The sequence below is a fragment of the Leeuwenhoekiella obamensis genome, from assembly GCF_055391795.1.
On record NZ_AP029251.1, the window covers coordinates 3584585 to 3608634 of the forward strand.

26 protein-coding genes are annotated in these 24050 nt (G+C 38.7%); 14 read left to right on the forward strand and 12 right to left on the reverse strand.

Annotation, left to right across the window (positions count from 1 at the left end; genetic code table 11):
* The first annotated feature begins 83 nt into the window (after positions 1-83).
* From cyoE to tsaB, 11 genes are all read left to right on the forward strand, one after another.
* Positions 84-977 (forward strand): heme o synthase, encoded by an 894-nt coding sequence (cyoE, locus tag ACZ5L8_RS15740; protein WP_464438599.1) that lies wholly within the window; start codon positions 84-86, stop codon positions 975-977.
* Positions 978-1559: a cytochrome c oxidase subunit 3 gene (locus ACZ5L8_RS15745; RefSeq protein ID WP_464438600.1), complete on the forward strand. Its 582-nt coding sequence runs from the start codon at positions 978-980 to the stop codon at positions 1557-1559.
* A 114-nt stretch (positions 1560-1673) separates the two neighbouring features.
* Positions 1674-2657 (forward strand): cytochrome c oxidase subunit 3, encoded by a 984-nt coding sequence (locus ACZ5L8_RS15750; protein ID WP_464438601.1) that lies wholly within the window; start codon positions 1674-1676, stop codon positions 2655-2657.
* 50 nt (positions 2658-2707) lie between these two features.
* Positions 2708-3067, forward strand: coding sequence for a cytochrome C oxidase subunit IV family protein (locus ACZ5L8_RS15755; protein ID WP_464438602.1), 360 nt, complete (start codon positions 2708-2710; stop codon positions 3065-3067).
* Positions 3068-3178: 111 nt separating this feature from the next.
* On the forward strand, positions 3179-3808 hold the full coding sequence (locus ACZ5L8_RS15760) for a hypothetical protein (protein ID WP_462599702.1): 630 nt from the start codon (positions 3179-3181) through the stop codon (positions 3806-3808).
* Between the two features lies 1 nt (position 3809).
* On the forward strand, positions 3810-4550 hold the full coding sequence (locus tag ACZ5L8_RS15765) for an SCO family protein (RefSeq protein ID WP_464438603.1): 741 nt from the start codon (positions 3810-3812) through the stop codon (positions 4548-4550).
* A gap of 13 nt (positions 4551-4563) precedes the next feature.
* Positions 4564-5136 (forward strand): DUF420 domain-containing protein, encoded by a 573-nt coding sequence (locus ACZ5L8_RS15770; RefSeq protein ID WP_464438604.1) that lies wholly within the window; start codon positions 4564-4566, stop codon positions 5134-5136.
* Positions 5137-5139: 3 nt separating this feature from the next.
* Entirely contained in the window at positions 5140-5361 is a 222-nt protein-coding gene (locus ACZ5L8_RS15775; RefSeq protein ID WP_462599699.1) for a hypothetical protein, read from the forward strand.
* Positions 5362-5506: 145 nt separating this feature from the next.
* Positions 5507-6940, forward strand: a complete 1434-nt coding sequence (locus tag ACZ5L8_RS15780; protein ID WP_464438605.1) for a TolC family protein — start codon at positions 5507-5509, stop codon at positions 6938-6940.
* 2 nt (positions 6941-6942) lie between these two features.
* Entirely contained in the window at positions 6943-8211 is a 1269-nt protein-coding gene (locus ACZ5L8_RS15785) for an efflux RND transporter periplasmic adaptor subunit (RefSeq protein ID WP_464438606.1), read from the forward strand.
* Positions 8212-8214: 3 nt separating this feature from the next.
* Positions 8215-8880 (forward strand): tRNA (adenosine(37)-N6)-threonylcarbamoyltransferase complex dimerization subunit type 1 TsaB, encoded by a 666-nt coding sequence (tsaB, locus tag ACZ5L8_RS15790; RefSeq protein ID WP_464438607.1) that lies wholly within the window; start codon positions 8215-8217, stop codon positions 8878-8880.
* Here the strand turns inward: tsaB and ACZ5L8_RS15795 are convergent, their stop codons facing one another.
* From ACZ5L8_RS15795 to ACZ5L8_RS15810, 4 genes are all read right to left on the reverse strand, one after another.
* Positions 8881-9738, reverse strand: coding sequence for a mechanosensitive ion channel family protein (locus ACZ5L8_RS15795; protein ID WP_464438608.1), 858 nt, complete (start codon positions 9736-9738; stop codon positions 8881-8883).
* A gap of 83 nt (positions 9739-9821) precedes the next feature.
* Positions 9822-11858 (reverse strand): thioredoxin domain-containing protein, encoded by a 2037-nt coding sequence (locus ACZ5L8_RS15800; RefSeq protein ID WP_464438609.1) that lies wholly within the window; start codon positions 11856-11858, stop codon positions 9822-9824.
* Positions 11859-11938: 80 nt separating this feature from the next.
* Positions 11939-12139, reverse strand: a complete 201-nt coding sequence (locus ACZ5L8_RS15805) for a dodecin family protein (RefSeq protein ID WP_462599693.1) — start codon at positions 12137-12139, stop codon at positions 11939-11941.
* An 82-nt stretch (positions 12140-12221) separates the two neighbouring features.
* Positions 12222-13127, reverse strand: coding sequence for a NifU family protein (locus ACZ5L8_RS15810; RefSeq protein WP_462599692.1), 906 nt, complete (start codon positions 13125-13127; stop codon positions 12222-12224).
* Between the two features lie 136 nt (positions 13128-13263).
* On the opposite strand from ACZ5L8_RS15810, the gene ACZ5L8_RS15815 reads away from it, so the two are divergent.
* Positions 13264-14262 carry a PorP/SprF family type IX secretion system membrane protein gene (locus tag ACZ5L8_RS15815; RefSeq protein ID WP_464438610.1) on the forward strand — a complete coding sequence of 333 codons (999 nt, stop codon included), beginning with the start codon at positions 13264-13266 and terminating at the stop codon, positions 14260-14262.
* On the opposite strand, the gene murI is transcribed toward ACZ5L8_RS15815, so the two are convergent.
* From murI to ACZ5L8_RS15855, 8 genes are all read right to left on the reverse strand, one after another.
* Positions 14259-15047, reverse strand: coding sequence for a glutamate racemase (gene murI, locus ACZ5L8_RS15820; protein WP_464438611.1), 789 nt, complete (start codon positions 15045-15047; stop codon positions 14259-14261). The genes ACZ5L8_RS15815 and murI overlap by 4 nt on opposite strands.
* 63 nt (positions 15048-15110) lie before the next feature.
* Complete coding sequence (locus tag ACZ5L8_RS15825; RefSeq protein WP_464438612.1) at positions 15111-15623, reverse strand: OmpH/Skp family outer membrane protein; 513 nt, start codon at positions 15621-15623, stop codon at positions 15111-15113.
* Positions 15624-15669: 46 nt separating this feature from the next.
* Complete coding sequence (locus ACZ5L8_RS15830) at positions 15670-16638, reverse strand: OmpH/Skp family outer membrane protein (protein ID WP_464438613.1); 969 nt, start codon at positions 16636-16638, stop codon at positions 15670-15672.
* 36 nt (positions 16639-16674) lie between these two features.
* On the reverse strand, positions 16675-19278 hold the full coding sequence (locus tag ACZ5L8_RS15835; RefSeq protein WP_464438614.1) for a BamA/OMP85 family outer membrane protein: 2604 nt from the start codon (positions 19276-19278) through the stop codon (positions 16675-16677).
* Positions 19279-19282: 4 nt separating this feature from the next.
* Complete coding sequence (locus ACZ5L8_RS15840; protein ID WP_462599686.1) at positions 19283-20020, reverse strand: isoprenyl transferase; 738 nt, start codon at positions 20018-20020, stop codon at positions 19283-19285.
* A gap of 10 nt (positions 20021-20030) precedes the next feature.
* Positions 20031-20717 carry a type IX secretion system protein PorG gene (gene porG / locus ACZ5L8_RS15845; RefSeq protein ID WP_464438616.1) on the reverse strand — a complete coding sequence of 229 codons (687 nt, stop codon included), beginning with the start codon at positions 20715-20717 and terminating at the stop codon, positions 20031-20033.
* A 94-nt stretch (positions 20718-20811) separates the two neighbouring features.
* A complete protein-coding gene (locus ACZ5L8_RS15850; protein WP_464438618.1) occupies positions 20812-21699 on the reverse strand; it encodes an NAD kinase in 888 nt (295 codons plus the stop codon).
* A 3-nt stretch (positions 21700-21702) separates the two neighbouring features.
* On the reverse strand, positions 21703-22362 hold the full coding sequence (locus tag ACZ5L8_RS15855; protein WP_462599683.1) for an acetoin utilization protein acuB: 660 nt from the start codon (positions 22360-22362) through the stop codon (positions 21703-21705).
* Positions 22363-22447: 85 nt separating this feature from the next.
* On the opposite strand from ACZ5L8_RS15855, the gene ACZ5L8_RS15860 reads away from it, so the two are divergent.
* Both ACZ5L8_RS15860 and ACZ5L8_RS15865 read left to right on the forward strand, forming a co-directional pair.
* Positions 22448-23161 (forward strand): pyridoxine 5'-phosphate synthase, encoded by a 714-nt coding sequence (locus ACZ5L8_RS15860; protein ID WP_464438620.1) that lies wholly within the window; start codon positions 22448-22450, stop codon positions 23159-23161.
* Positions 23158-23925 carry an alpha/beta fold hydrolase gene (locus ACZ5L8_RS15865; protein ID WP_464438622.1) on the forward strand — a complete coding sequence of 256 codons (768 nt, stop codon included), beginning with the start codon at positions 23158-23160 and terminating at the stop codon, positions 23923-23925. The genes ACZ5L8_RS15860 and ACZ5L8_RS15865 overlap by 4 nt, the downstream gene beginning before the upstream one ends.
* Positions 23926-24050: the final 125 nt, after the last annotated feature.

Consider the following 24050-nt stretch of genomic DNA (forward strand, 5'->3'; position numbering starts at 1 on the left):
GCAATAAGTCTCAATTACATTGTGTAGACCAATGCGGTGAAGTATCTTTGCACCACTTTTTTAGGGACGTGAAAACAGCCTCTTTGAGCTTAGCAAAAACAAATACAGCCAAGATTTCTGCATGGCATGATTTTAAGGAGATCACTAAGATGCGCCTCGCGGTTAGCGTGGTGTTTTCTAGTTTAGCAGGTTATCTTCTGGGAGCTCTTGTTATAGATTGGTTTACAGTAGGCTTGCTTGCAATAGGCGGCTATTTTATGGTGGGCGCTTCTAACGCTTACAACCAGATCATAGAGCGCGATCTTGATGCGCTTATGGATCGTACAAAAAATCGTCCTGTTCCTGCTGGGAGAATGAGCGTGAAGCAAGCTTTTGCGATCGCTAGCGCTTTTACAATTCTAGGTTTACTTACTTTATATTACATCAATCCTAAAACTGCTTTTTTTGGCGGAGTGAGCATCTTTCTATATGTGTGCTGCTATACACCGCTTAAGACGCGCACGCCGCTATCGGTTTTTGTGGGTGCTTTTCCTGGTGCGATCCCTTATATGTTAGGTTGGGTTGCAGCTACAGGAGATTTTGGTATTGAAGCCGGAACTTTGTTCATGATACAGTTTTTCTGGCAGTTTCCGCACTTTTGGGCTATCGGGTGGTTTTTATATGACGATTATAAAAAAGGAGGTTTTGCGATGTTGCCTTCCGGCGAAAAGGACAAAACCACAGCTTTGCAGGTGATCTTATATACCGTTTGGACGATTCTTATTTCTATTGTTCCTGTCTTTGGTGTTACTGGTAAGCTGCAACTTTCAGTGGTTTCTGCAGTGGTTGTGGGTGTTTTAGGTTTAGGAATGTTGTATTATGCCTTCAGGCTGTACAAATACCAAAATAATGTAACGGCTAAGCGACTTATGCTTTCCAGCGTAAGCTATATTACATTGATACAACTTATTTATGTTGCTGATAAATTTTTAAGATAGATGGAGCTTAATCAACGTACAGAGGAGGAGAAGTTAGTGCGATCTAAAAAGATGATGCTGTGGTTTGGCATCATTAGTTTGAGTATGATGTTTGCGGGTCTTACAAGTGCGTATATTGTAAGTAAAGAGCGCAAAGACTGGCTGACACATTTTGAATTACCGCAGGCTTTTTACATCAGTACAGCGATCATTTTAGCAAGTAGCGTGACGATGCATCTTGCAAAAATGTTTGTAAGAAAAGAGAAATCTTCTCTAGGAAGTGCATTTTTGTTGATCACACTTGCGCTAGGTTCTGTGTTTGTATGGCTGCAATTTGTAGGTTTTGGAGAGATCATAGATCAAGGATATTATCCTACTGGCGGTCAAAGTACCGTTACAACATCATTTATTTACGTTTTTGTTTTTAGTCATATAGTGCATATAGCAGCTGGGATCATTGTTCTTGCTGTGTTGCTAGCTAAGCAATTGATGGGTAAGTACAAGAACGGGCAAACACTTGGCGTCGAACTGGGTGCGACCTTTTGGCATTTTGTAGATTTCTTGTGGTTATACCTATTAATTTTCCTGATGTATTTCAGGTAAATAGAAGTAATTGTGATCAATGCTAATTATATCTATTATAAATACGGATTTTAGCTTTGATTAACATTTTTAAAATACATATTTTTGCAACACTTATAATACCAATAAACTTTTATGGACGCTACTGTTAGTACGGGTACCGAAGGAAAAACATGGGGAGGCGGAAGCCAGCAGCCACTCAAGGCCAGTTATGGTAAAATGATGATGTGGTTTTTCATCTTGTCTGATGCATTAACCTTCTCAGCATTCTTAGCCGCTTATGGTTTCTCAAGATTTAAATTTATAGATCGTTGGCCTATAGCAGACGAAGTTTTTACTCACTTTCCATTTTTACATGGTGTAGAAGCACCTATGTATTATGTGGCTTTTATGACATTCATCCTGATCTTCTCGTCAGTTACAATGGTGCTGGCTGTTGACGCAGGTCATAGAATGAAGCAAAACAAAGTTATCTGGTATATGTTCTTCACTATCGTGGGTGGTATCATATTCGTAGGATCACAAGCATGGGAGTGGAATACTTTTATCAAAGGAGAATTTGGTGCAGTTGAGACTAAAGCAAATAGAATACTTCAATTTGTAAATGCAGAAGGAGAGCGTGTAGCGCTTGAAGAATTTGCAGACATGGGTGTTCACTCTGAGCGTGAAGAGATCACAAGAAGTACAGCATTTTGGTACGAGAGCGAAAGCAGTCTTCCAGATGTAACGCTAGATCAAGTTGTAGCCGGATTTGAAGCTCATGATGATCTTAGAATTAGAGTTCAAGAAGTAAATGAAGAAGGTGAGAAGATCATTCTTTCTCGCGAAGAGTCTCTTCAAAAACTTACTGCAGATGGTAAAGGGATCGTAAGAGGTGCAAACCTTAAACATAATGAATATGGTCACCCATTATTCGCAGATTTCTTTTTCTTCATAACCGGTTTCCACGGATTTCACGTATTCTCTGGAGTTGTGATAAACATCATTATCTTCATCAATGTGATCCTAGGTACTTACCAAAGAAGAGGAAGCTATGAAATGGTAGAGAAAGTTGGTCTTTACTGGCACTTTGTAGACCTTGTTTGGGTATTTGTATTTACATTCTTCTATCTGGTATAAAAAATAAAATTCTTTTTCGCTTAAAGCGAAAAGCACAATAAGTCGATAAAATGGCACACGAAGCAGGACATCACGAATCAGCAGCAAAAAGAATCTGGACAGTTTTTGGGATACTATCTGTAATCACAATTGTAGAGGTTATCTTAGGTATCATCAGACCAGAATTTTTAGTTCATACAAAACTTATAAGTATGAGCTTGCTAAACTGGATCTTTATTATCCTAACTATTGCAAAAGCATACTATATCACTTGGGCGTTCATGCACATGGAGCATGAAAGTAAAGGTCTACGCCGCGCAGTTGTGTGGACGGGGATCTTCCTTATTTGTTATTTAGTATTTATACTTTTAACTGAAGGTGATTACATATTTGAAGTTTACAACAACGGTTATCAAAACTGGAACTTCTAAGAAAATATAACTATTAAAAAAGACGGTGTTAATCACCGTCTTTTTTTTGCTTTAAAGCTGGGAAATAGCCCTTTTATATCGAAATTTGCATACCAAAGTTTCTATTGATCCGTGAAGAAATTTATCATACTTGGCGTACTCTTTATTCTTCCCATCGTGGCCTATCTTTTCTTTGCTTCGGGGATACATAATTTTGCAAAATTACCTGTGCTCACAGAGCATGTGGAAGAATTAGATTTTAATGAAGATATTAAGTTAGAAGGTAAGATCACTGTTTTAGGCTTTCTAGGAGATGAGCTTGTTGCAGATGGTGGTACACTTTTTAATCTTAATCAGAAGATCTATAAATACTTCGGGAAGTTTCAAGATTTTCAGTTTGTGTTCTTAGTTTCAAAAGACTTTGATAAAGAAGCTTTGCAAAAGGTAGAAGACGAGCTTAGCGTTATCAGTGATCTAGATCATTGGCATTTTGTTTTCGCCGAAAGGCAAGAAATAGAGAGCGTTTTTAATAGTCTAGAGACAAATTTCACGCTTACTGATGGTTATTCTCCTTATGTATTTTTAATTGATAAAAAGGCGAGTTTAAGAGGTCGTGATGATGACGAGGATGTTGAGATTTTGTATGGATATAACGCTGAAGATGCAGCTGAGATGTCTAACAAAATGAAGGATGATGTGAAGATATTACTGGCAGAATATCGTCTTGCGCTGAAGAAGAATAACGCTGACAGAAAAATTTAAGATGACAAAAAAACAAACCTACATAGGTATTGCTATAATCGTTTTAATCTTTGGATTTATCTCGGTTAAAAACATCATTAAACGTGTAAATGAGGGCGACGTGGTGCGTGGAGAAGTAGCCGCTATTGATAAAGTTGACAATTCCGCTGAATCTGGTGAGCTATCTTATATAACCATTAACGGCAAGGATAGAAAGGTTCCTGAGTTTAAACTTATAGATCAGAACAACGATACGATCACTGATAAATCGTATCGTGGGAAGGTTTTTCTTGTAGAATTCTTTTTCACAAGATGTCCAGATATTTGTATACCTATGAGTAAGAATCTTATTGAGATCCAGAACGAGTTTGCAGATAGAGAAGATTTTGGTATTGCGAGCATAAGCATAGATCCAGAATACGATACGCCAGAGGTTTTAAAAAAATATGCAGCGGCTTATGGCGCGGTGCATCCTAACTGGCATTATCTTACTGGCGATAGAGAGACTATTTATGATCTTAGTAATATAGGTTTTAATATCAATGCGCAGGCAAATCCTAATCTTGAAGCGAGTTTTACGCACTCTGGGTTATTTGCGCTTGTAGATCAAAATGGTTTTATCAGATCGCGTCTGGATGATTTTGGCAATCCATTAGTGTACTATCGCGGTAATATTCCTCGTGGTGAAGTGAAGGATGGTCAGGAAGATCCACAGATCGATATTTTAATTACAGATATTAAAAAGCTTCTTAAACAAGATTAATACACCCTAGATAATGAGTGAAGTTAACGCAGATCAAAAGAAATATAAAGGCTGGATCATTGCCTTGTCTATCGCAATACCTGTTGCGGTAGCTATTTTGTTTACCATCAGAATTCCGGGGGTAGAGCGTATGGGATTTTTGCCTCCTATTTATGCCGGCATTAACGCACTTACCGCTGTTGTTCTTATCGCGGCCTTTTTCCTAGTGAGAAATGGTAAAGTTAAAGCACATGAAAGTTTGATGAAGTTTGCGATCATTCTTTCGGTGATGTTCTTGTTGATGTACGTTTTGTATCACGCAACTTCAGATAGTACAAAGTTTGGAGATATCGATCTTGACGGCGTGCTTTCAGCTACCGAAAAGGCGTCAATAGGCAGTTATGCTTATTTCTATTACTTCATTCTTATATCGCATATTTTACTTTCAATAGGTGTAATACCTTTTGTATTGATCACGTATGTAAGAGCCATCACCGGTCGCTTTGTAATGCACCGTAAGATCGCTAGGATCACTTTTCCTATCTGGTTATATGTTGCGATTACTGGTGTGATCGTTTACGTTATGATCTCTCCTTATTACCCATAATCTATGTTTAGAAAGATTGTCATCACTTTATTCATTTTGTTTGTTAGCCTTTCGGCGAAAGCCCAATGTGCTATGTGTCGTGCTGCACTGCAAAGTGATACAGATGATAGTATGGCGCAAGGTGTGAATAATGGTATTCTTTATCTTATGATCATTCCTTATGTGCTGGTGGGTGTTGTGATCTTCTACATTTACAAATCTCAACGTAAGGCAAAGAGCCAATAATTTAATACTTTAGTGATCAATTGAAGTGGTAATTGTATATTCACATATGCTTGCCAAATCATTAAATTGGTGATTTTTAGAAAAAAAATGTAACCAATTGTAACAATCTGTGTTCACGATATACAAATCAACCAGAACTAAGGTTATGAGAAAAATTATTATTTGTGCTTTTTTAGGGTTGATAGGTTTTTCGGCTTATAGCCAAAAAGAATACACGCTTCAAGAAGTTCTCACGCTTGCGATGGAAAATAATATTTCTATCCGTCAGTCAATGTTAGATATTGAAGCCGCTGAAATTGATAAATACGATGCATTTGGGAACTTCATCCCAAGTGTAAACCTTCAAGGAAGCAATTCTTGGAATACGGGTCTTACCCAAAACGTAACTACCGGAGTTTTGCAAACACAAACGGTAAGGAACTTTTCGGCGAATGCCACAGCATCATTAACGTTATTTGATGGTCTGCGTAATTTTAAACAAACGCAACGTGCAAAGCTATCAAAGATCGCCGCTCAATATAGTCTTGAGAAAATGGAAGATGATATTGCGCTAATGGTAGCTAATAATTACCTGACGATTCTTCAAAACAAATCTAATGTTGAAACGCTAAAAACACAACATCTAGTTACTGAAGAACAAATTTCAAGAACCGAAGTGCTTGTTGACGCAGGCGAATTACCCAGAGCAGATCTTCTAGAAGCCCAAGCACAATACATGAGTGAAGAGCAGCAAATTGTAGAGGCTGAAAATGCCGTGCAGATCTCTTTAATAGGTCTTGCGCAAATGATCGCGATAAAGGATTACAAGAATTTTGATATCGCAGATGAGGGTTATGGTATCGCTGGTGAAGAGATCTTAATGAGACAACCAGATGAAATTGTTGAAGCAGCACGCGAAGAGCGCTACGAGATCAAAATCGCTGAGCAAAATCTTCAATTGGCTGAAAAGGATGTAGAGATCGCTCGTGGTTCATATTATCCTACTTTAGGAGCTTTTATAAATTATAATACACGTGAGTCTGGTCAAGGTAGAGCTATTTTAGCAGGTGTTGATCCTGATGAGCCTACACAGCAAATAGGTGTTGTGCAAAACACGGGTGATGCCGTGGTTGCTCCTAATTTTGTTACCGCACTTAGCAGTCCCACTCCATTTTTTGAGCAATTATATCTTAATGATGGTATTTCATACGGATTTCAATTAAACATCCCAGTGCTTAATGGTTTTGCTTCTAGAAATCAAGTAAAGCGTAGTAAGGTAAATGCTTTGCGTGCGCAGTACAATCTAGAGCAGGCAGAGCTTGATCTTGAGTCTAGCATCTATCAAGCATATCTGGATGCACAAGGTTCTTTAAAGGCATATCAAGCAGCGCAAGCAGCGATAGAGTCTACAAGACTTGCGTCAGAATATGCGCAGATTCGTTATGAAGAAGGCCTATCTAATGCTTTTGAATTTAATCAAGTGAAACAGCGTTATGACAACGCTTTACTGAATTTAAATAGAACTAAATACGATTATATTTTTAGACTTAAAGTGCTTGAGCTGTACTTTGGTGTCCCTGTTACTGAATTAAAATTTTAGCGATGAACAAAAAAACACTTATTATAATCTTATCGATAGCTGTTGTGTTAGTACTTCTTCTTATAGGAGGCAAAAAAGCAGGATGGTTTGGTAACGGCGGTAACTTTAAAGCGATCCAGGTGCAAGAGATCGCAGAGATGGATATTGTACAAACCGTAGCGGCAACGGGTAAAATTCAACCGGAGGTAGAGGTTAAGATATCTTCTGAAGTTTCTGGTGAGATCATCGAGCTTCCAGTACAAGAAGGACAAACTGTAGTAAAAGGTGATCTTCTTGCAAGAATAAATCCAGACCTTGTGCAAAGTGCATTATCACAAGCGCAAGCATCTTTACAAAATATGCGTGCTGGTCTCGCTCAAGCAAAAGCTAGTCTTAAACGAGCAGAGCTAAATTACCAGCGAAACAAACCTCTTTATGAAAAAGAGGTGATCTCAAAATCTACTTGGGATCAGATCGTGAGTGACTATGAAATAGGAGAGGCTAATGTGCAATCTGCGTATTACAATGTTCAGAGTGCTGCTGCAAATGTGAAACAAAGTAGAGACAACCTTGAGCGTACTACAATTTATGCTCCAATGTCTGGTACTATTTCTAGCCTAGATGTAGAGCTTGGGGAACGTGTTGTAGGAACTGCACAAATGACGGGTACAGAGATGATGCGCGTTGCAGATCTTGTGAATATGGAGGTTGAAGTAGATGTTAATGAAAATGACATTGTAAAGATCAACGTAGGCGATTCTGCGAATATTGAAGTTGATGCTTACTTAAAAAGAGAATTTAAAGGTATTGTTACAGAGATCGCAAACTCTGCTGAGGCAAGCCTTACCGCAGATCAAGTTACAAACTTTAAGGTAAAAGTTAGAGTTCTTGAGGATTCTTACAGAGATCTACTAGAAGGTAAATCTGAAAGTTATTCTCCATTTAGACCAGGTATGACGGCAACGGTAGACGTTATCACGAGCCGTAAGCCTAAGGTTGTAGGTGTGCCTATTAGTGCTATTGTGATCAAGAATGACACAACAGGAACTAAGAAACCTAGCGAGATCATTGGCGACAAACAATATGAGTGTGTTTTTGTAAAAGAAGGTGACGAGGCTAAACTAAGAGTGGTTAAAACCGGAATTCAAGATGATTCTAATATAGAGATCGTGAGCGGTTTAAAGCCAGGTGAGACTGTGATCGTAGGTCCTTACAACGTGGTGACAAAAACACTTAAAGCTGGTGACAAAGTAGAAGTTGCCAAAAACGAAGGTTTTAATCCAGAAGATTAATTTATGGGATTGATTCTCGCACTAGAGACTACAACAACAAACTGTTCTGTTGCATTGGGCGAAGATGGTAAACTCCTCGATCTTATTGAAGATATGGGGGCGAACTACAGCCATGCAGAGCGTCTTCATAAATACATAGCTCAAATGCTAGATCAGAATAATTTAACCAATTCTGATCTAGATGCTGTTGCGATAAGCCGCGGTCCTGGATCTTATACAGGTTTAAGAATAGGTGTAAGCAGTGCAAAAGGCTTATGCTTTGCGCAAAATATTCCGTTGCTGGCTATAGATACGCTTACATCGCTTGCTGTTCAGGCTCAAGGCCAAAATGCCGACTACATCATCCCAATGCTAGATGCTCGTAGAATGGAAGTGTATAGCGCCGTCTATGATGGCGATCTTGATCTTATAAGAGAAATAAAAGCAGAAGTTCTTACTGAAGATTCTTTCGCAGAATATCTAGAGAAAGGTAAAGTCGCTTTTGTGGGTAATGGCGTTGAAAAATTCAAAGAGATTTGCTCAAGCGATAATACCGTTTTTATCACTGATGCTTTGCCATCGGCACGTGAAATGCTCCTTTTCGCGGAAGCGAAATACAAAAAAAGCGACATCGAGGATGTCGCCTATTTTGAGCCTTTTTATCTTAAAGATTTTATCGCCGGGCGATAATTATTTAGCCGAAGTTACAATGTTGCCTTCTTGATAGAAGTGAACATCTCTTTGTGGGTAAGGTATCACAATGCCTGCGTCTTCTAGTCTGCGTTTACCTTCTTCAAGAATATGCCATTTTATTGGGAAGAAATCTTCGTTTTTAGTGAAGTAACGCAACTGTAAATTCACAGAGCTGTCTGCTAATTCTGTTACGATCACCATAGGTTCTGGTTGTGGATCGCCTAAGATCTTGTCGCCTTGTTCTGCAACGAGTTCTAGTAGGATTTCTTTAGTTTTCTTAATGTCACTGTCGTAGTGAATTCCCCAAGTCATTGCTTCTCTTCTTATACCTTCTACAGCATAATTGATCACATTACCATTTGCTAGATCACCGTTAGGGATGATCGCTTGTTGGTTTCCAAAAGTCACAAGTTTAGTATAAAAAAGAGAGATCTCTTTTACAGAACCGTCAACGCCTTGCGCAGAGATCCAGTCGCCAACTTTAAATGGTCTAAGCAATAAAATAAGTACACCGCCAGCAAAATTAGATAAAGATCCTTGTAGGGCCAGACCAACGGCTAAACCAGCAGCACCTATTACAGCAAGTAGGCTGGCAGATTCAACACCCAGATTAATGATCACCATGATGAAAAGGATAACCTTAAGCGTCCAGTTCATTAGGTCCATTATAAACTTCTCTAACGTGATGTCATAATCCTTCTTGTCAAAGAATTTCTTGATCCATCTGTTGATGATCTTAATGAACCAAAGACCTATTAATAATATGATGATCGATGGGATAAGGTCTGAAATCACAAAATCAATGATCTTACTTCCAGCGCCTTCTAGCCATTCCATGTACTTTTCTGTATCCATAAATGTTTTTTAGTTTTAGAAGTTGCAAAGTTCAAGGTTCTATAGCAGAATCAAAAGTCTAAGATGTTTATATAAAGTTAATTTTAGAGCAGTTCTAGCGCTTCAGCTACTGATTTTACAGGTAGTTTACATGTGTTGTCTTGACAAACGAAGATCTTGGTTTCTTCATTTGAGAATCTGTTTTTAAAAATTGAGAGGTTATTATTTTCTTTTTCGCTTAAAGCGAAAACCGCCTGCGGAATATATTTTTGAGACAATTCTTTATAATACTCTTTTGCATCAGGGCCGGTAATCACCACCTCAAAAAACGGATTGGTGAATGACATCGCAAGATCAAGCCAATTGCTGTAGCTGCTTGCGTATGTCGTGATCTCGCTGTTAATATCGTTTAACATTGCAGCCGCGCGATCTAGATGATTTTTGTTGCCAGTGAGATGCCCTAGTTTAAAAAGATTTTTTGCCATGATGCTGTTTGAGGCAGGGATGACGTTGTCTAGATATTCTATGTTGCGCGTGATGAGCGCCGTGTCTTTGCTTGATGTGAAATAGAACATGTTGTTTTTCTCATGTGCAAAATGCGTTATCACATGATCTGTAAGTTGGTTTGCATGATCAAGCCAAGATTGCTCGCCCGTTGCTTCAAAAAGCTTTAAAAATCCCTCGATCACGGCTGCATAATCCTCTAGATACGCATTGATCGAACTCGTACCGTTTTTAAAAGTTCTATTAAGGCCGTCATCATTTCTTAAGGCTTTTTCTAGGATAAAATTCCCTGTGCTTTCGGCAAGTTGTAGAAATTGGCTTTCGCCAAAAGCTTCAAAAGCATTCACCAGACCTGTGATCATGTGTCCGTTCCAGCTGGTGAGAATTTTGTCGTCAAGACGTGGTCTTGCTCTTTTGTCTCTTACAGCCATTAAATCGGAATGCCATTTTGATTTTTTTGAAGCAAAGTCAGCGGCATTTAAGCTATGCTCTTCAATAAAATCTGCATCGCTATCCTGACGAATTAAAACGTAATTACCATGCTCCCAGTAGCCGTAATCGTTAATGTTGTAATAGGCGGCAAAAAGTTCAAAATCTTGATCCAGAATTTGCTTCAATTCATCTTTTTTCCAGACGTAATATGCGCCTTCTTCTAGTTTGTTTTTGCTGTTAAGACTATCTGCATCTAGCGCAGAGTAAAAGCCGCCGCAAGAGTCTAGCATTTCTCTTTTAAGGAAATCTACCGTTTGATAAACGGTTTCTTTATACAGTTTTGTAGGTTCTGCTTTGTAAGTTTTGCTGTATAAACTTAGTAATTGTGCATTATCATAAAGCATTTTCTCAAAATGCGGAACGTGCCATTTTTCATCTACGCTGTATCGCGAAAATCCGCCGCCTATTTGATCATAAACTCCGCCATAAGCCATTAGTTCTAGAGTGGTTTTTACAAAACGCAAAACATCATCATTTTCCTGCTGAATGCCGTAACGCAATAGAAATTCATAGTTATTTGGCATCATGAATTTTGGTGCGCGTCGCATTCCGCCAAGTCTAAAGTCAAACTGCTGCGACCATTTTGCCACCGTGCTATCGATCATTGCGGTGTTGATATCAACCTTATCTTCATTGATCGCCACAAGGCTCATTTGTTTTAAACCTTCATCTAGCCTGCTGGCATAATTTGTAAGTTGGTCTGGTTTTGTAGTTTTTAAAGTAGCGATCTGCTGCAGTGCATCTATCCAGTTTTCTTTAGGTAAATAGGTTGCTCCCCAAACTGGCCTTCCATCTGGCAAAGCAACGATATTTAATGGCCAGCCGCCTCTTCCGCTCATGAGTTGTAACGCATTCATATAAACAGCATCAACATCTGGACGCTCCTCGCGATCCACTTTAATATTGATGTAATTCTCGTTCATGACTTGCGCTACACTTTCATCTTCAAAACTTTCATGCTCCATCACGTGGCACCAATGACATGAACTGTATCCTATGCTTATGATGAGTAGTTTGTTTTCTTTTTTGGCTACAGCCAAAACATCATCATTCCATGCGCACCAATTAACGGGATTATGCGCATGCTGCAAAAGATAAGGGCTGGTCTCGTGTATAAGATCGTTAGTGTGCTTGTGGTGATCCATGAAGTGGCGGGTTATAAATTAAAAATCCCGTTATCAAGAAAAATTAGATAACGGGATTAAATGTTATTGAAGAACAGAATCTACTTTACTTCAAAAGTGATTTTAAGATTCACTCTATATTCTGAAATTGTATCTCCTGTTACTTTAGCGCTTTGTTCTTTTACATAAACAGAGCGAATGTGTTTAATACTTTTTGAAGCTTCCTTAACACCGTTTGCGGTTGCTTGTTCCCAACTTTTGTTTGAGCTGGCTAATACTTCTATAACTTTTAAAACTGACATAATGTTAGATTTTTATTCGATTTTTTATCAATCGTTTAAGTTACAATAAACTAAGCGGTATTTTGTTAAGGAAAACCTTTTTTTAAGCGTTGATCGCTTCTACATGATTGATCTTATCGCCTAGCATTTGCTTTAACATGTTCTCTATACCATTCTTAAGTGTGAAGGTTGATGATGGGCAACCGCTACAAGCACCTTGTAAGATCACTTTTACATTTTTGGTTTCTGGATCATAATTGTCAAATTGTATGTTACCACCATCACTAGCAACAGCTGGTTTTACATACTCTTCTAGAATATTATGGATTTGCTGCGATACATCATCCATCGCTTCAAAAGCTTTCTCAGTAACTTCTTCTTTTTGCTGTACAGTCTTTGTAAACCCTTCTTTAAGAACCTCTTTATCGTCTTCTAGATATTGACGTATAAATTCTCTTACATCTTGAAAAACCTCGTCCCACTCAGTAACATCATATTTCTGGATGCTGATGTAGTTAGAGTCCATAAAAACCTCCTTAACAAACGGGAAGTTAAAAAGCGCCATTGCAAGTGGAGAGTTTTTAGCTTCTTCAATATTTTTAAACTCTAGCGTCTCAACAACTAATTTTTTGTTAGTTACAAACTTTAGTGTTGCTGGATTAGGAGTGCTTTCGGCATATACAGTAAGCGGCACTTTTTTAGTATCATCATCTCCTGCGATGATAAGAACACCATTATCATTAAGATAATCTTCAATTTGCTTTGCAAGCTCGTTTTGAATATCGATCCACTCAACAATATTGAATTTCTCAACAGCGATAAAATTTTGTGCGATATATACCGTTTTTACAAAAGGTAGATAAAATAGCTCCTGAGCCAGCGGTGAATTTTTTGCTTCATCTATGTTTTTAAACTCATAGCTTTTGTGATTTACTAGAAATTCATTCGCCTGAAATTTCTTAATTGCAGGGTTAGAAGTAGGCTCTACAGTGATGCTATATTTACTCATATTAAAATTTTGTGCAAAGTTAGTGAATAGGGCGGCAATTAAGGTGACATTTTACAAAGTAGACGATGTATACTCACAATATTTAGTTAGATTTATCGCCCCTTAAAGAACTTAGCCATCAATCAATAAGCCACACATGCTTAGAAAATTACTTTTAGTTGTTTTAATTGCGGTTGCTGCGAGGGGTGTTGCGCAAGAAGGTATCCCAGTGTATTCTGATTACCTGTCTGATAATCTGTATTTATTGCACCCGGCAATGGCAGGTGCTTCAAATGCAAATCAAATACGACTTACTGCCAGGCAGCAATGGTTTGACGTTGCAGATGCGCCAAACTTACAAACCTTAAGCATAAACGGTAGAGTAGGAGACAAAGTTGGTCTGGGAGCAATAATGTTTGCAGATCAAAATGGGTATTTCTCTCAGAGAGGATTCTACGGTACGTTTGCTTATCATCTTTTGCTTTCGCGAAATTATATCGACCTGCATCAATTGTCTTTTGGAGCAAGTGTAGGTTTTCTTCAAAACACAATAGACGAAACTGAATTCCCTACGCAGCCATTTGACCCTGTGATCACCGGTGGTAATCCTACAGATAATTTTTTCAATGTTGATCTAGGGATGTCCTATTATTTCTTGGATTTCTTTGCCCACGCAACGGTGAAAAATGTGCTTCCGCGTCAGCGAGAATTATTTACACAAGAGCTTGAGTCTACTAATCAAAGAAGATATATTTTATCGGCTGGATACATTTTAGGGAAACCAAATAGTCCATGGAAGTATGAACCTTCACTTATGTTTCAAGCCACTGATGAAACTCAGGAAGCAACGGTAGATTCTAACTTCAAAGCCTACCGACTTTTTGATTGGGGGCAATTGTGGGGCGGTTTGTCTTACAGAAGAAGCTTTGATGGCGCAGAATTCACTGAAGATGGTCAAGAGATCAGAAGCCAAAAATTACAATATCTCACCCCTGTTCTGGGAGTGAACGTGGGCGACTGGTTATTTGCCTATACATATTCTTACCAGATGAATAGTGTTGTGCTTTCTAATGGTGGTTTCCATCAGATCACGCTAGGATTTGACTTTGGTAAGCGTCGTGAAGAATACGAGTGTTTCTGTCCTGCGATCAATTAAAATTCTAGAAATTCTACCTTCTTGTCTGTTTGAACACTTGATGTAAGTTGTTCTAGAACCGCAATGGATTTATTAGAATAAAGACAATGTGTTGGGTTTTGGCTTTCGCCCAAAAGTTCTCTTGTACGTAATATATTTTCCGTTTGTCTGGCTACTGCTTCTCCCGAGTCTATTATTTTAACAGATGCTGGCATCATCTCTCTTAACAACGGAATCAAATACGGATAATGAGTGCAGCCTAAAACAAGATGATCTATGTTTCTATCAAGCATAGGCTTTAAAAGTCGGTGTAGAAGTCTTTTTGTTTCTTGAGAATTTAGTTGGCCGGCTTCAATAAGTTCTACAAGGCCAGTTCCCATTGTTTCTATCACTTCGATATTGCTGGCAAATAGGCTAGAAGTTTTTGCAAAAAGGCTGCTGCTAAGCGTTCCTTTTGTGGCTAAGATACCTATGGCGCCATTCTTTGTATTTAATGCAGCAGGTTTAATGGCAGGCTCGATCCCGATGAAGGGAACATCGTACTTTTCACGTAAGTGCTGTATCGCATTTGTGGTCGCGGTATTGCAGGCTACAACGATGAGTTTACAGTTTTGAGAAAGCAGATATTCGGTGTTTTTTATCGATAGCTCAATGATGGCGTCTTTGTCTTTTTCGCCGTAAGGTGCATTCTTAGAATCTGCCAGATAAATGGTGTTCTCATACGGCAGCCGCTGTATGACCTCGCGCCATATAGACGTGCCGCCCACGCCGCTGTCAAAAAATCCTATGGGATCGTTGTTTAGCATTTGCCAAAAATAAAAAAACTGCCAATTAAGGCAGTTTTTATAACATTTCTATAAGTTGGTTTTTTATAAACCAAGTGCTTTTTTTACATCTGCAGTAAGATCGTATCCATCTGCAAGAAGAACGCCAGTTCCTGTTGTGCTGTCTAGTACATATTGAAAGCCTTTAGCACGAGCTACTTCTTGGATCTTAACTCTTACCTCTTCAAGAATTGGTCTGTATAGATCACCTTCTTTTTTAGCGATATCTTGATATGCATTACGACGGAAATCAAGAATATTTTGCTGAAGAGCAGCTACTTCTCTTTGACGAGCAGCGTTTTCTTCGTTAGTTTTAGTTTGAGCTTCACGAGCATATTGCTCATTTTTCTTTTGAAGGTCAACACCTTGTGCTTTGATGTCTGCATCATAAGAAGCACGTAATTTTTCAAGGTCTGCTTGTGCGCGCTGATATTTGGGTAAATCTTCTAATAATGCTTGTGTGTCAATATGAGCTACTTTGCTGTTTTGTGCGTTAACGCTGGCAGAGATACCAAGGATTAAAGCGATCGCTACAATAAGGGTCTTAAATTGTTTCATTGTAAAGTATAAAATTTAGGTTTTATAATATTGTGTTTATAGTTGTTTATAAGCCTGAGCCAGGTGGTTTCATTCCGTTACCTTTTCTGGCTGCATCAAGAGAGTCTTTGCGGCGTTGTCTTAATTGCAAGATAGAATCTCTTTGACGTTGTCTTTCTTCTAATATTTTCTTTCTCTTTTCTTCTGCACTGAGGCCTGCTTCTGCGGGATCTTCAGTTATACCGGCAGCTTTTTTTCTTGCGGCAATAATGCTGTCACGTTTTTGCTGTCTTTCTTCAAGCAATTGTTTGCGTCTTTCTTCAAACTCTTGCTCTTTAGCTAATTTTTCGGCTTCGCGAGCATCTTGTCTTGCTGCGATGATACTGTCTCTTTCTGTCTTTTTTGCTTCAGCTTCTTCCTCGCGGGCTGTAACTTCTCTTTCTTCTTCTACAGATCTAGCTTCGTTGCGCTCTAGTTCTTTTCGCTCAGAGCGATTACTTATTTGATTACGCTTTGAGGCTCTAGTTATGCTCAATAAAATCTGATCGCTAATATCATGTCTCTCGTTTGCATAAAGCATCACAAGGTCTGCAGACTTGTCAAAAACAAAATCATACTGTCTTGCTTTGCTTATCTCTTGCACAGCATTAAAGACTTGATCTTGTACTGGCTCAACAAGATTGCGTCTCTGGATCATAAGATCGCCTTGCGGGCCAAAACGCTTTTGCTGATAATCCATCAACTCTTCTTCTAGATAAGTGATCTCTTCTTCTCGCTCATCAATAAGCTCTGTGGTTAGTAAGACTTTCTCATTCTCGAGTGACTTTCTCATTTCTGCCACTTTGCTTTTTCTGGTCTCGATCTCCTTTTTCCATTCTCCTACACGCTGATCGAGTTGTTTTTGTGCATCCTGATATTCAGGAACATTTTGCAAGATATATTCCATATCAATGTAACCTATGCGTATGCTTTTTTGCGCTTTCGCGGAAAATGTTGCTACAAGAGCCAAAGTAATAAGGAAAAATCGTTGCATCATGGCGTTATATTTTATTTAGAAAATATCGTGCCAAATTTATAGGTTCTGCCCAATGATAAAGTGCGTTTCCCATCCATTAGCACCACCGACGGTTCCTGGAATAGGGTCGAATCCATAGCCGAAATCTATACCCAGAAGACCAAAGGCTGGCATAAAAATACGAATTCCTGCACCAGCTGAACGGTTTAAAGAGAACGGATTATAGTTTCTAAAATTGTCAAACGACGCACCACCTTCAGCAAAAATTAATCCGTAGATAGAAGCTGATGGTTTTAGCACCACTGGATAGCGCAATTCAAACTCAAATTTGTTGTAGATCGTAGCTCCATCATTAGAATCTAAATCTAAGTTAGGATCGTTCTGTAAATCATAATTTCTATCAGCAGGCGCTACAGACTGGTTAGGATAACCTCTAAGTCTTACAACTTCACGACCATCTAAAGCATAACCTGCAAGACCGTCACCACCTAAGAAGAATCTTTCAAATGGAGGAATACCTCTCTCGCTGTTGTATGCACCTAAGAAACCAAATTCTACTTTGCTGCTTAATACAAGGTCACCTATAAGTTGCGTAAACCACTGGCCGCTGAATTTGATCTTGTAATATTCTAGCCAGTCAAAACGTTGCTGGTCAATTTCTCCTCTTCTTTCAAAATCACCATCTTCAATTGCTTGAGCTCGCTCTTCATTTAAGGCTTTGTAATCAACACCATTCCATGCAGAATATGGCGGAGTTAATTTCGCCGTAAGGCTAAAATTAGACCCGTTACGCGGGAAAATAGGGTTCTGATCTCCTTGATTACGAGAAATACCAATTGTGTATGCTAAGTTCTCTGAAGAACCATTACCGAAGGTAAATAGACCTGTGTTGTAGTTCTTAAGGTCAAAATGCTGAAAACTGATCGCATTAGAAAGGTAGAAGAAGTTATCAGGCCAGTTCAAGCGTTTTGATAGACCGATAGATCCACCAGTAATTAAGAATCTTCTGTCTTTGTCAACTTCTAGTCTACCAATACCGTAGTTTGTTAAGTATGAAATACTGTGCGAGAATGAAAGCTGGAAGTTTACCGGCTTTTTACCACCTAACCATGGTTCTGATAAGGAAGCGCTATAAGTCTGGTAATATGTACTTGCTTGCGCACGTAAGCTAAACTTCTGCCCATCTCCCATAGGAAGCGGCTGGTATGCCTCTTTGTTAAATAAGTTCTGGATAGAGAAGTTGTTGAAAGAGAGACCAAGCGTCCCAACAAAACCTCCACCACCGTAACCACCAGAAAGTTCGATCTGGCTGGCACCTTGCTCCTCAACATTGTAGTTGATGTCAATCGTACCGTTGTATTGATCTGGATTAAGGAATTCTGGATTAAGATTTTCTGGGTTAAACCATCCTGTTTGACCAAGTTCTCTTACAGTTGTCATCACTGCTGCACGGCTATATCTGTTTCCAGGGCGTGTGCGCAATAGGCGGTAGATTACACGGTCGTTAGTTTTGTCGTTTCCTTCTACAGTGATACGGTCAAAATAAGCCAATTTACCTTCGGTAATTCTAACTTCAAAGTCGATCGTGTCATTGTGAACATTTACTTCTACCGGGTTGATAGAAGAGAAAAGGTAACCTGTGTTTTGATAAAGGTTTGTAAGATCGTCTGCATCAGGATCGCCTTCTTTTGCAATACGCTCTTTAAAAAGTACGCCGTTGTACACATCGCCTTTTTCAATACCTAATCTGCTTGCTAAGAATTTGTCATTGTAAACAGTGTTTCCTAAGAAGTTAATATCACCAAAGTAGTATTTATCACCTTCTTCCACATTTAGCTTAAGCGTAATAAGATCATTACCGTCTTTTGTAAGCGTGTCTGAAACAATACGAGCATCTCTAAAACCTTTCTCTTTGTATTTTTCAATGATCTTAACCTTGTCTTCTTCGTAGTTTTCTTCAATATACTTAGAGCGTTTCCAGAACCTTAAGACATTTTTCTTCTTAGTGTTCTTCATTTGCTTGCGAAGTTTACTATCGCTAAGCTCGCTATTACCTTCAAAAACAATATTGTCGATCTTCACGCGATCACTTTTGTCTACAGTGATAAGCATGTCAACCTTTTGAGCATCGGTAGAATCTTCAACTTTGCGAGTAATGATATTTACTTTGCTGTTTAAGAAACCTTGCTCTTTGTATTTATTCTCGATGAAGTTCTTTGTAGTTGTGATCAGGTTTTCGGTAACCTTGGTCCCGCGAGTAAGTTTATTGTCTTTAATAAGTTCTTCGCCCTTTTTTTCTTTGATACCGGTAACTGTAACTTTATTAAGCGCAGGTACTTCTTGTACTTCAAGCTGAAGATCAACAGTGTCGCCCTCAACATTCGTTACATAAAGGTTGATGTCGCTAAACAGACCAATATTCCAAAGTTTCTTAATTACTTGGCTTATCTTATCTCCTGGTAAATAAAGCACGTCACCAGTTTTAAGGCCTGTGTATGTAATTACTGTTTGCTCGTTAAACTGTGTATTTCCTGAAACAGATATTGTGCCAATGGTGTATTGCTTTCCTTCTGAAAAAGGTATGTCTGTATCTTGGGAATATAGTTTAGGGGAAATGCAAACTAAAATGAAGAATAGAGCGAATGCGCTCTTCTTATACATTGATTCAATTGATTTGATCACTCGTCTTTCCAAATCTTCTTTCTCTTTTCTGATAATTAAAAATTGCTTCGTACAGATGTTCCTTTCTAAAATCTGGCCATAATACTTCTGTGAAGTATAGCTCAGCATAGGCTATCTGCCAAAGCAAAAAGTTACTTATCCGTTGTTCTCCACTTGTACGGATGAGTAAATCTACATCTGGCAGGTCATGAGTATACAAATGTTCCTTAATGACTGCCTCTGAAATTAAATGTGGCGAAAATACATTATTTTTAACTTTAAGAGCGATTTCCTGGACGGTTTTTGTAAGTTCTTCCCTTGATCCATAGCTCAATGCCAGTGTGAGTTTAAGTCTCTTGTTGTTTTTAGTTTTCTCTATTACTTCGCTGAGTTCTTTTTGCGCTTTAGCGGGTAGATTAGAGATGCTTCCTATGGCATTAAGCGATATATTATTGTCTTGTAAAGTCTTGATCTCTTTCTTTAAAGAAGAAACCAAAAGATTCATTAAAGTATCTACTTCAAGCTTTGGTCTTTTCCAGTTTTCGGTAGAAAATGCATAAAGTGTGAGGTAAGGAACACCTAACTCTGCACATGCCTCAACCGTTTCTCTTACAGCTTGAGTGCCTTTTTTATGACCATTCATACGTAGTAGGCCTTGTTTTTTGGCCCATCTTCCGTTACCATCCATAATAATGGCAACGTGCTGTGGTAGCTTGTCTTTATCTAATTGGTCAAGGTTCATTCTTAAAATTTTAAAAACCGCAATAACAGGGTCGGCGCCCAAAAGTATACGTTAACGTTACACCAGTAAACATGTACCAGTCATCATTGCTAATATTACCAAAATATGGTGGATTCTCAGGATTTGCTTCCTGCACGCTTCCATCCATATGGTCTATAAAAGTATATCGAGCTCCAATCTCTGCACCAGCGATAAATCTAGAGCCGATAGCCATTTTAAAACCCAAAGTAAGCGGAATAGCAAAATCCCACTCATTATCTGTCTTTATCAAGCCATTAGCGCTAGGTCTAAAAAGGTCGTGATTAAAAAACTCAATACCGGTGTGAAGATACGGAGTTGCAGGTTTATTAAAGCTTTCGTGAAGATTAAATTCCCAAAAAGAATATTCAATACCTGCGCCTAGCTCAAGCATATCTGTACTAAACTCATAGCCTCTTACTTGTCTGCTAGCGTCATCAGATTTGAGATCGTCAGCTTGCAATGAGCCAAATTTTGCTGTAAATCTATACGTAACACGCGGATTTCTATTGTATCTAAACATTCCGCCAGCCATAACCGCATTGGGAGAAATGTAATTTGTACTACCTACGTCGCCTATAAAATTTGTTCCGCCGGCGATCACCCCAATCTCGTATGTCTGTCCCTGCAAGGTTGCAAAGCAGGTTAGTAGTATGACTGTAGTCAAAAAGTGGCGCATAGGTTAAAAAGTTTGCAAATATAACAATAAAGTCTGCCCTTTAACAATTTGTGTCAAGGTCTCTTAGATAACTGAAAACAGCCTATAATATTGCTTAATTGCGTTTGTCTTCGCCCCACATTAATTTTTTGCGCAAGGTGGAGATGAAGGTGTCATTTGCAAAGGTCACCATATTGATGTTAAACGGTGTTCTTTTTAAAATAAGCTTTGTTTCAACGGGTATACTGGCAATTCGAGAATCTAGAGAAACAAGGTGATCTTCTTCTCTTCCTGAAACTTTAAGTGAGATCTCAACATTATCTGGCACAACAAGTGGGCGCGCATTGAGATTATGTGGTGCAATAGGAGTAAGAACAAAACTTGAGTTACCTGGCATAATTACTGGTCCGCCGCAACTTAAGGAATATCCTGTAGATCCTGTGGGCGTTGAGATTATGAGTCCATCGGCCCAGAAGTTTGTGAGGTATTCACCATCAAGATACGTTTCTACAGAGATCATCGAGGTAGAGTTCTTTCTGCTTATCGTGATCTCATTCAAAGCAAAATTAAGGCCTATTTTTTCCTGAAGTTTTGGCTCTTCTGTTTCTAGTTGGATCAAAGATCTGGGTGAAGTTCTGTAGTCTTTTGTCAGGATCTTTTCCACGGAAGTGGCAATATGCTCTTTCTGTATAGTTGCGAGAAAGCCCAGCCTACCTGTATTTATGCCTACGATGGGAATGCCCAGATCTCTTACATAGGTGATGGTTTTTAATATTGTACCGTCACCGCCTATGCTAAAGAAAAGATCGTAAGAGTGGTCTAGCTCCTCAAAGGTGCTAAACTGTGGGTAATCTTTATTTATTTCTTTGTTCTCGCGAATGAGCTTCAAGAAATTTTCCTCAATCACTACAGAGACGTCCTTCTCGTTAAGAATGTCTAGCAGCGTTTCTATGTATTGACCTGAGTTTTCATGATAAAACTGGCCGTAGATGCCTACCTTCATAGATTATATGTTGAGGTATTTTTCAAGATATTGAGAGCGTTCTCTTAAGTCATTAAGTAGCGCATCTTCTTGATGATTTGAGACTATGTTGTAGCCATACCTGCGGAAGGTTTGGAGAATGTCATTTATGCTTCCGGCGCGACCTATTTTTATTGAGATCTGCGCAACATCATTAGCGATTTTTGATATAAAAGCTCCTAAAACCTGACCTTCGCTAGACTCCACGATTTGAGAAATTTCGCTAAAGCTATAATCCCAGATTCCTTTTTCAACGATAAGTATGTTTCCTATTTCGCTTAAAAAAGGTGTGCTGTTAAAATAGTTTACAATATCTGTAAGCTCATAGTAGCCACGGTAAATATTGCTCTCGTCCAGCACAGGAATTATGTTAGTATTGTTTTGGCCAAAAGCCTCAAGAATATTTAACCATACCGTCTCTTCGCGTACATAAAACCCCTCTAGCATATGTGCGTGATCTTTGATGAGCTCATCTGCACTAAGGCAGTGCACATCATTTTCTGCAATGCATCCCAGATAAATACCATTATTCATAACGGGGATGTGAGAATATGTGGTTTGCGTAAAGACATCTTGCGCCTTGCCGATGTTATCATCCATCAGCAGTGGCTCAATGTCGTTAATAATGAAGTCTGTAATGATCATAGCAATTTTTCTATATGCAATTTAGTCAAAAAAATAAGGCCTTAGGGGTTGCTACTTTGTATTTTTGCCCTTCAATAATGATACTATGACTAAGCTAAGTGTTAATGTAAATAAGATCGCCACATTGCGTAACGCGCGTGGTGGTAATGTGCCAGATTTGCTAAAGACGGTAAAGGATATTGAGAAATTTGGTGCGCAAGGTATCACGATACATCCGCGTCCAGATGAGCGTCACATACGCTATCAAGATGCACGCGATCTTAAAACTGTTGTCACGACAGAACTTAATATAGAAGGTAATCCGGTAGAGAAATTTATCAATCTCGTACTTGAGGTTAAGCCAGATCAGGTAACGCTTGTGCCAGATGCGGTAGATGCGATCACTTCTAATGCGGGTTGGGACACGATCAAGAACAAGTCTTTTTTAAACGAGGTGATAACCGAGTTTAAGTCTAACGGTATTCGCACGTCAATCTTTGTTGATCCTATTGAGAAAATGGTAGAAGGAGCAAAAGAAACAGGTACAGATCGTATTGAGTTGTATACTGAGGCTTTCGCCAAAGGTTTTGAAAAAGGAGATACAAGTGCCATTAAGCCCTACGTAGACGCTGCGCTAGTTGCAAACGATCTTGATCTAGGGATCAATGCAGGTCATGATCTTTCGCTTGAAAATGTACAGTTCTTTAAGAACAGTATTCCGGGATTGCTAGAAGTATCTATAGGTCATGCGCTTATCGCGGAAGCACTTTATCTAGGTTTTGAAACTACGATAACTCAATATTTAGAAAAACTGCAATGATCTTACATTCTAAAGTTATAGGAAGTGGAAAACCCTTTGTCATCCTTCACGGTTTTCTGGGTATGGGTGATAACTGGAAAACCCTTGCAGGTCAATTTGCCGAAGATGGTTATGAAGTGCATCTTGTAGATCAGCGTAATCACGGAAGAAGTTTTCATTCAGAAGATTTTAGCTATGAACTCATGGCGCAAGATCTAAAGGAATATTGCGATTCAAAAAATCTTGATGAGGTCATTCTTTTAGGGCATAGCATGGGCGGTAAAACCGCAATGCGTTTTGCGGTGCAATTTCCAGAAATGGTAACTAAATTAATTGTTGCAGATATTGCGCCACGATACTACCCGCCGCATCATCTTGAGATCCTTTCTGGTTTAACCAAGCTTGCAGCAAATGACGAGGCGCTAACAAGCAGAGGTGATGCAGATGATTATTTGGCTAACTACATAAAAGATTGGGGTACGCGACAGTTTTTGTTGAAGAACCTTTTTTGGAATAAACAGAAGAAATTAGAGCTGCGTATGAATCTTCCTGTGCTTTCGCAAAAAATGGAAGCAATAGGAGAAGCGTTGCCTGCAGATGCTGTTTATAATGGAAAAACTCTATTTCTTAAAGGAGCTAAATCTGATTATATAACAGAAAATGAGAAAGTTTCTATCTCAAAATACTTTCCTGATAGCGAAATCGTTATAATTTCTAATGCCGGTCACTGGCTTCACGCCGAAAATCCTAAAGATTTCTACGCAGAAGTGACAAAATTTTTATAACATTGTTTAACAAAAATATTATGCATACATAATATTTTTGTTCTAAATTCTTGACGATTTTAACGCTATCGCAATTTTTTTGATTGAAATTGAAAAATCATTAATTCTTAACTTACTTAAAAAAT

Excerpts from the sequence above, each read along its gene's own strand:
- ACZ5L8_RS15745 (WP_464438600.1), top strand. The coding sequence starts at position 978 with ATGGAGCTTAATCAACGTACAGAGGAGGAGAAGTTAGTGCGATCTAAA.
- ACZ5L8_RS15750 (WP_464438601.1), top strand. The coding sequence starts at position 1,674 with ATGGACGCTACTGTTAGTACGGGTACCGAAGGAAAAACATGGGGAGGC.
- ACZ5L8_RS15755 (WP_464438602.1), top strand. The coding sequence starts at position 2,708 with ATGGCACACGAAGCAGGACATCACGAATCAGCAGCAAAAAGAATCTGG.
- ACZ5L8_RS15765 (WP_464438603.1), top strand. The coding sequence starts at position 3,810 with ATGACAAAAAAACAAACCTACATAGGTATTGCTATAATCGTTTTAATC.
- ACZ5L8_RS15770 (WP_464438604.1), top strand. The coding sequence starts at position 4,564 with ATGAGTGAAGTTAACGCAGATCAAAAGAAATATAAAGGCTGGATCATT.
- ACZ5L8_RS15775 (WP_462599699.1), top strand. The coding sequence starts at position 5,140 with ATGTTTAGAAAGATTGTCATCACTTTATTCATTTTGTTTGTTAGCCTT.
- ACZ5L8_RS15780 (WP_464438605.1), top strand. The coding sequence starts at position 5,507 with ATGAGAAAAATTATTATTTGTGCTTTTTTAGGGTTGATAGGTTTTTCG.
- ACZ5L8_RS15785 (WP_464438606.1), top strand. The coding sequence starts at position 6,943 with ATGAACAAAAAAACACTTATTATAATCTTATCGATAGCTGTTGTGTTA.
- tsaB (WP_464438607.1), top strand. The coding sequence starts at position 8,215 with ATGGGATTGATTCTCGCACTAGAGACTACAACAACAAACTGTTCTGTT.
- ACZ5L8_RS15795 (WP_464438608.1), bottom strand. The coding sequence starts at position 9,738 with ATGGATACAGAAAAGTACATGGAATGGCTAGAAGGCGCTGGAAGTAAG.
- ACZ5L8_RS15800 (WP_464438609.1), bottom strand. The coding sequence starts at position 11,858 with ATGGATCACCACAAGCACACTAACGATCTTATACACGAGACCAGCCCT.
- ACZ5L8_RS15805 (WP_462599693.1), bottom strand. The coding sequence starts at position 12,139 with ATGTCAGTTTTAAAAGTTATAGAAGTATTAGCCAGCTCAAACAAAAGT.
- ACZ5L8_RS15810 (WP_462599692.1), bottom strand. The coding sequence starts at position 13,127 with ATGAGTAAATATAGCATCACTGTAGAGCCTACTTCTAACCCTGCAATT.
- ACZ5L8_RS15815 (WP_464438610.1), top strand. The coding sequence starts at position 13,264 with ATGCTTAGAAAATTACTTTTAGTTGTTTTAATTGCGGTTGCTGCGAGG.
- murI (WP_464438611.1), bottom strand. The coding sequence starts at position 15,047 with ATGCTAAACAACGATCCCATAGGATTTTTTGACAGCGGCGTGGGCGGC.
- ACZ5L8_RS15825 (WP_464438612.1), bottom strand. The coding sequence starts at position 15,623 with ATGAAACAATTTAAGACCCTTATTGTAGCGATCGCTTTAATCCTTGGT.
- ACZ5L8_RS15830 (WP_464438613.1), bottom strand. The coding sequence starts at position 16,638 with ATGATGCAACGATTTTTCCTTATTACTTTGGCTCTTGTAGCAACATTT.
- ACZ5L8_RS15835 (WP_464438614.1), bottom strand. The coding sequence starts at position 19,278 with ATGTATAAGAAGAGCGCATTCGCTCTATTCTTCATTTTAGTTTGCATT.
- ACZ5L8_RS15840 (WP_462599686.1), bottom strand. The coding sequence starts at position 20,020 with ATGAACCTTGACCAATTAGATAAAGACAAGCTACCACAGCACGTTGCC.
- porG (WP_464438616.1), bottom strand. The coding sequence starts at position 20,717 with ATGCGCCACTTTTTGACTACAGTCATACTACTAACCTGCTTTGCAACC.
- ACZ5L8_RS15850 (WP_464438618.1), bottom strand. The coding sequence starts at position 21,699 with ATGAAGGTAGGCATCTACGGCCAGTTTTATCATGAAAACTCAGGTCAA.
- ACZ5L8_RS15855 (WP_462599683.1), bottom strand. The coding sequence starts at position 22,362 with ATGATCATTACAGACTTCATTATTAACGACATTGAGCCACTGCTGATG.
- ACZ5L8_RS15860 (WP_464438620.1), top strand. The coding sequence starts at position 22,448 with ATGACTAAGCTAAGTGTTAATGTAAATAAGATCGCCACATTGCGTAAC.
- ACZ5L8_RS15865 (WP_464438622.1), top strand. The coding sequence starts at position 23,158 with ATGATCTTACATTCTAAAGTTATAGGAAGTGGAAAACCCTTTGTCATC.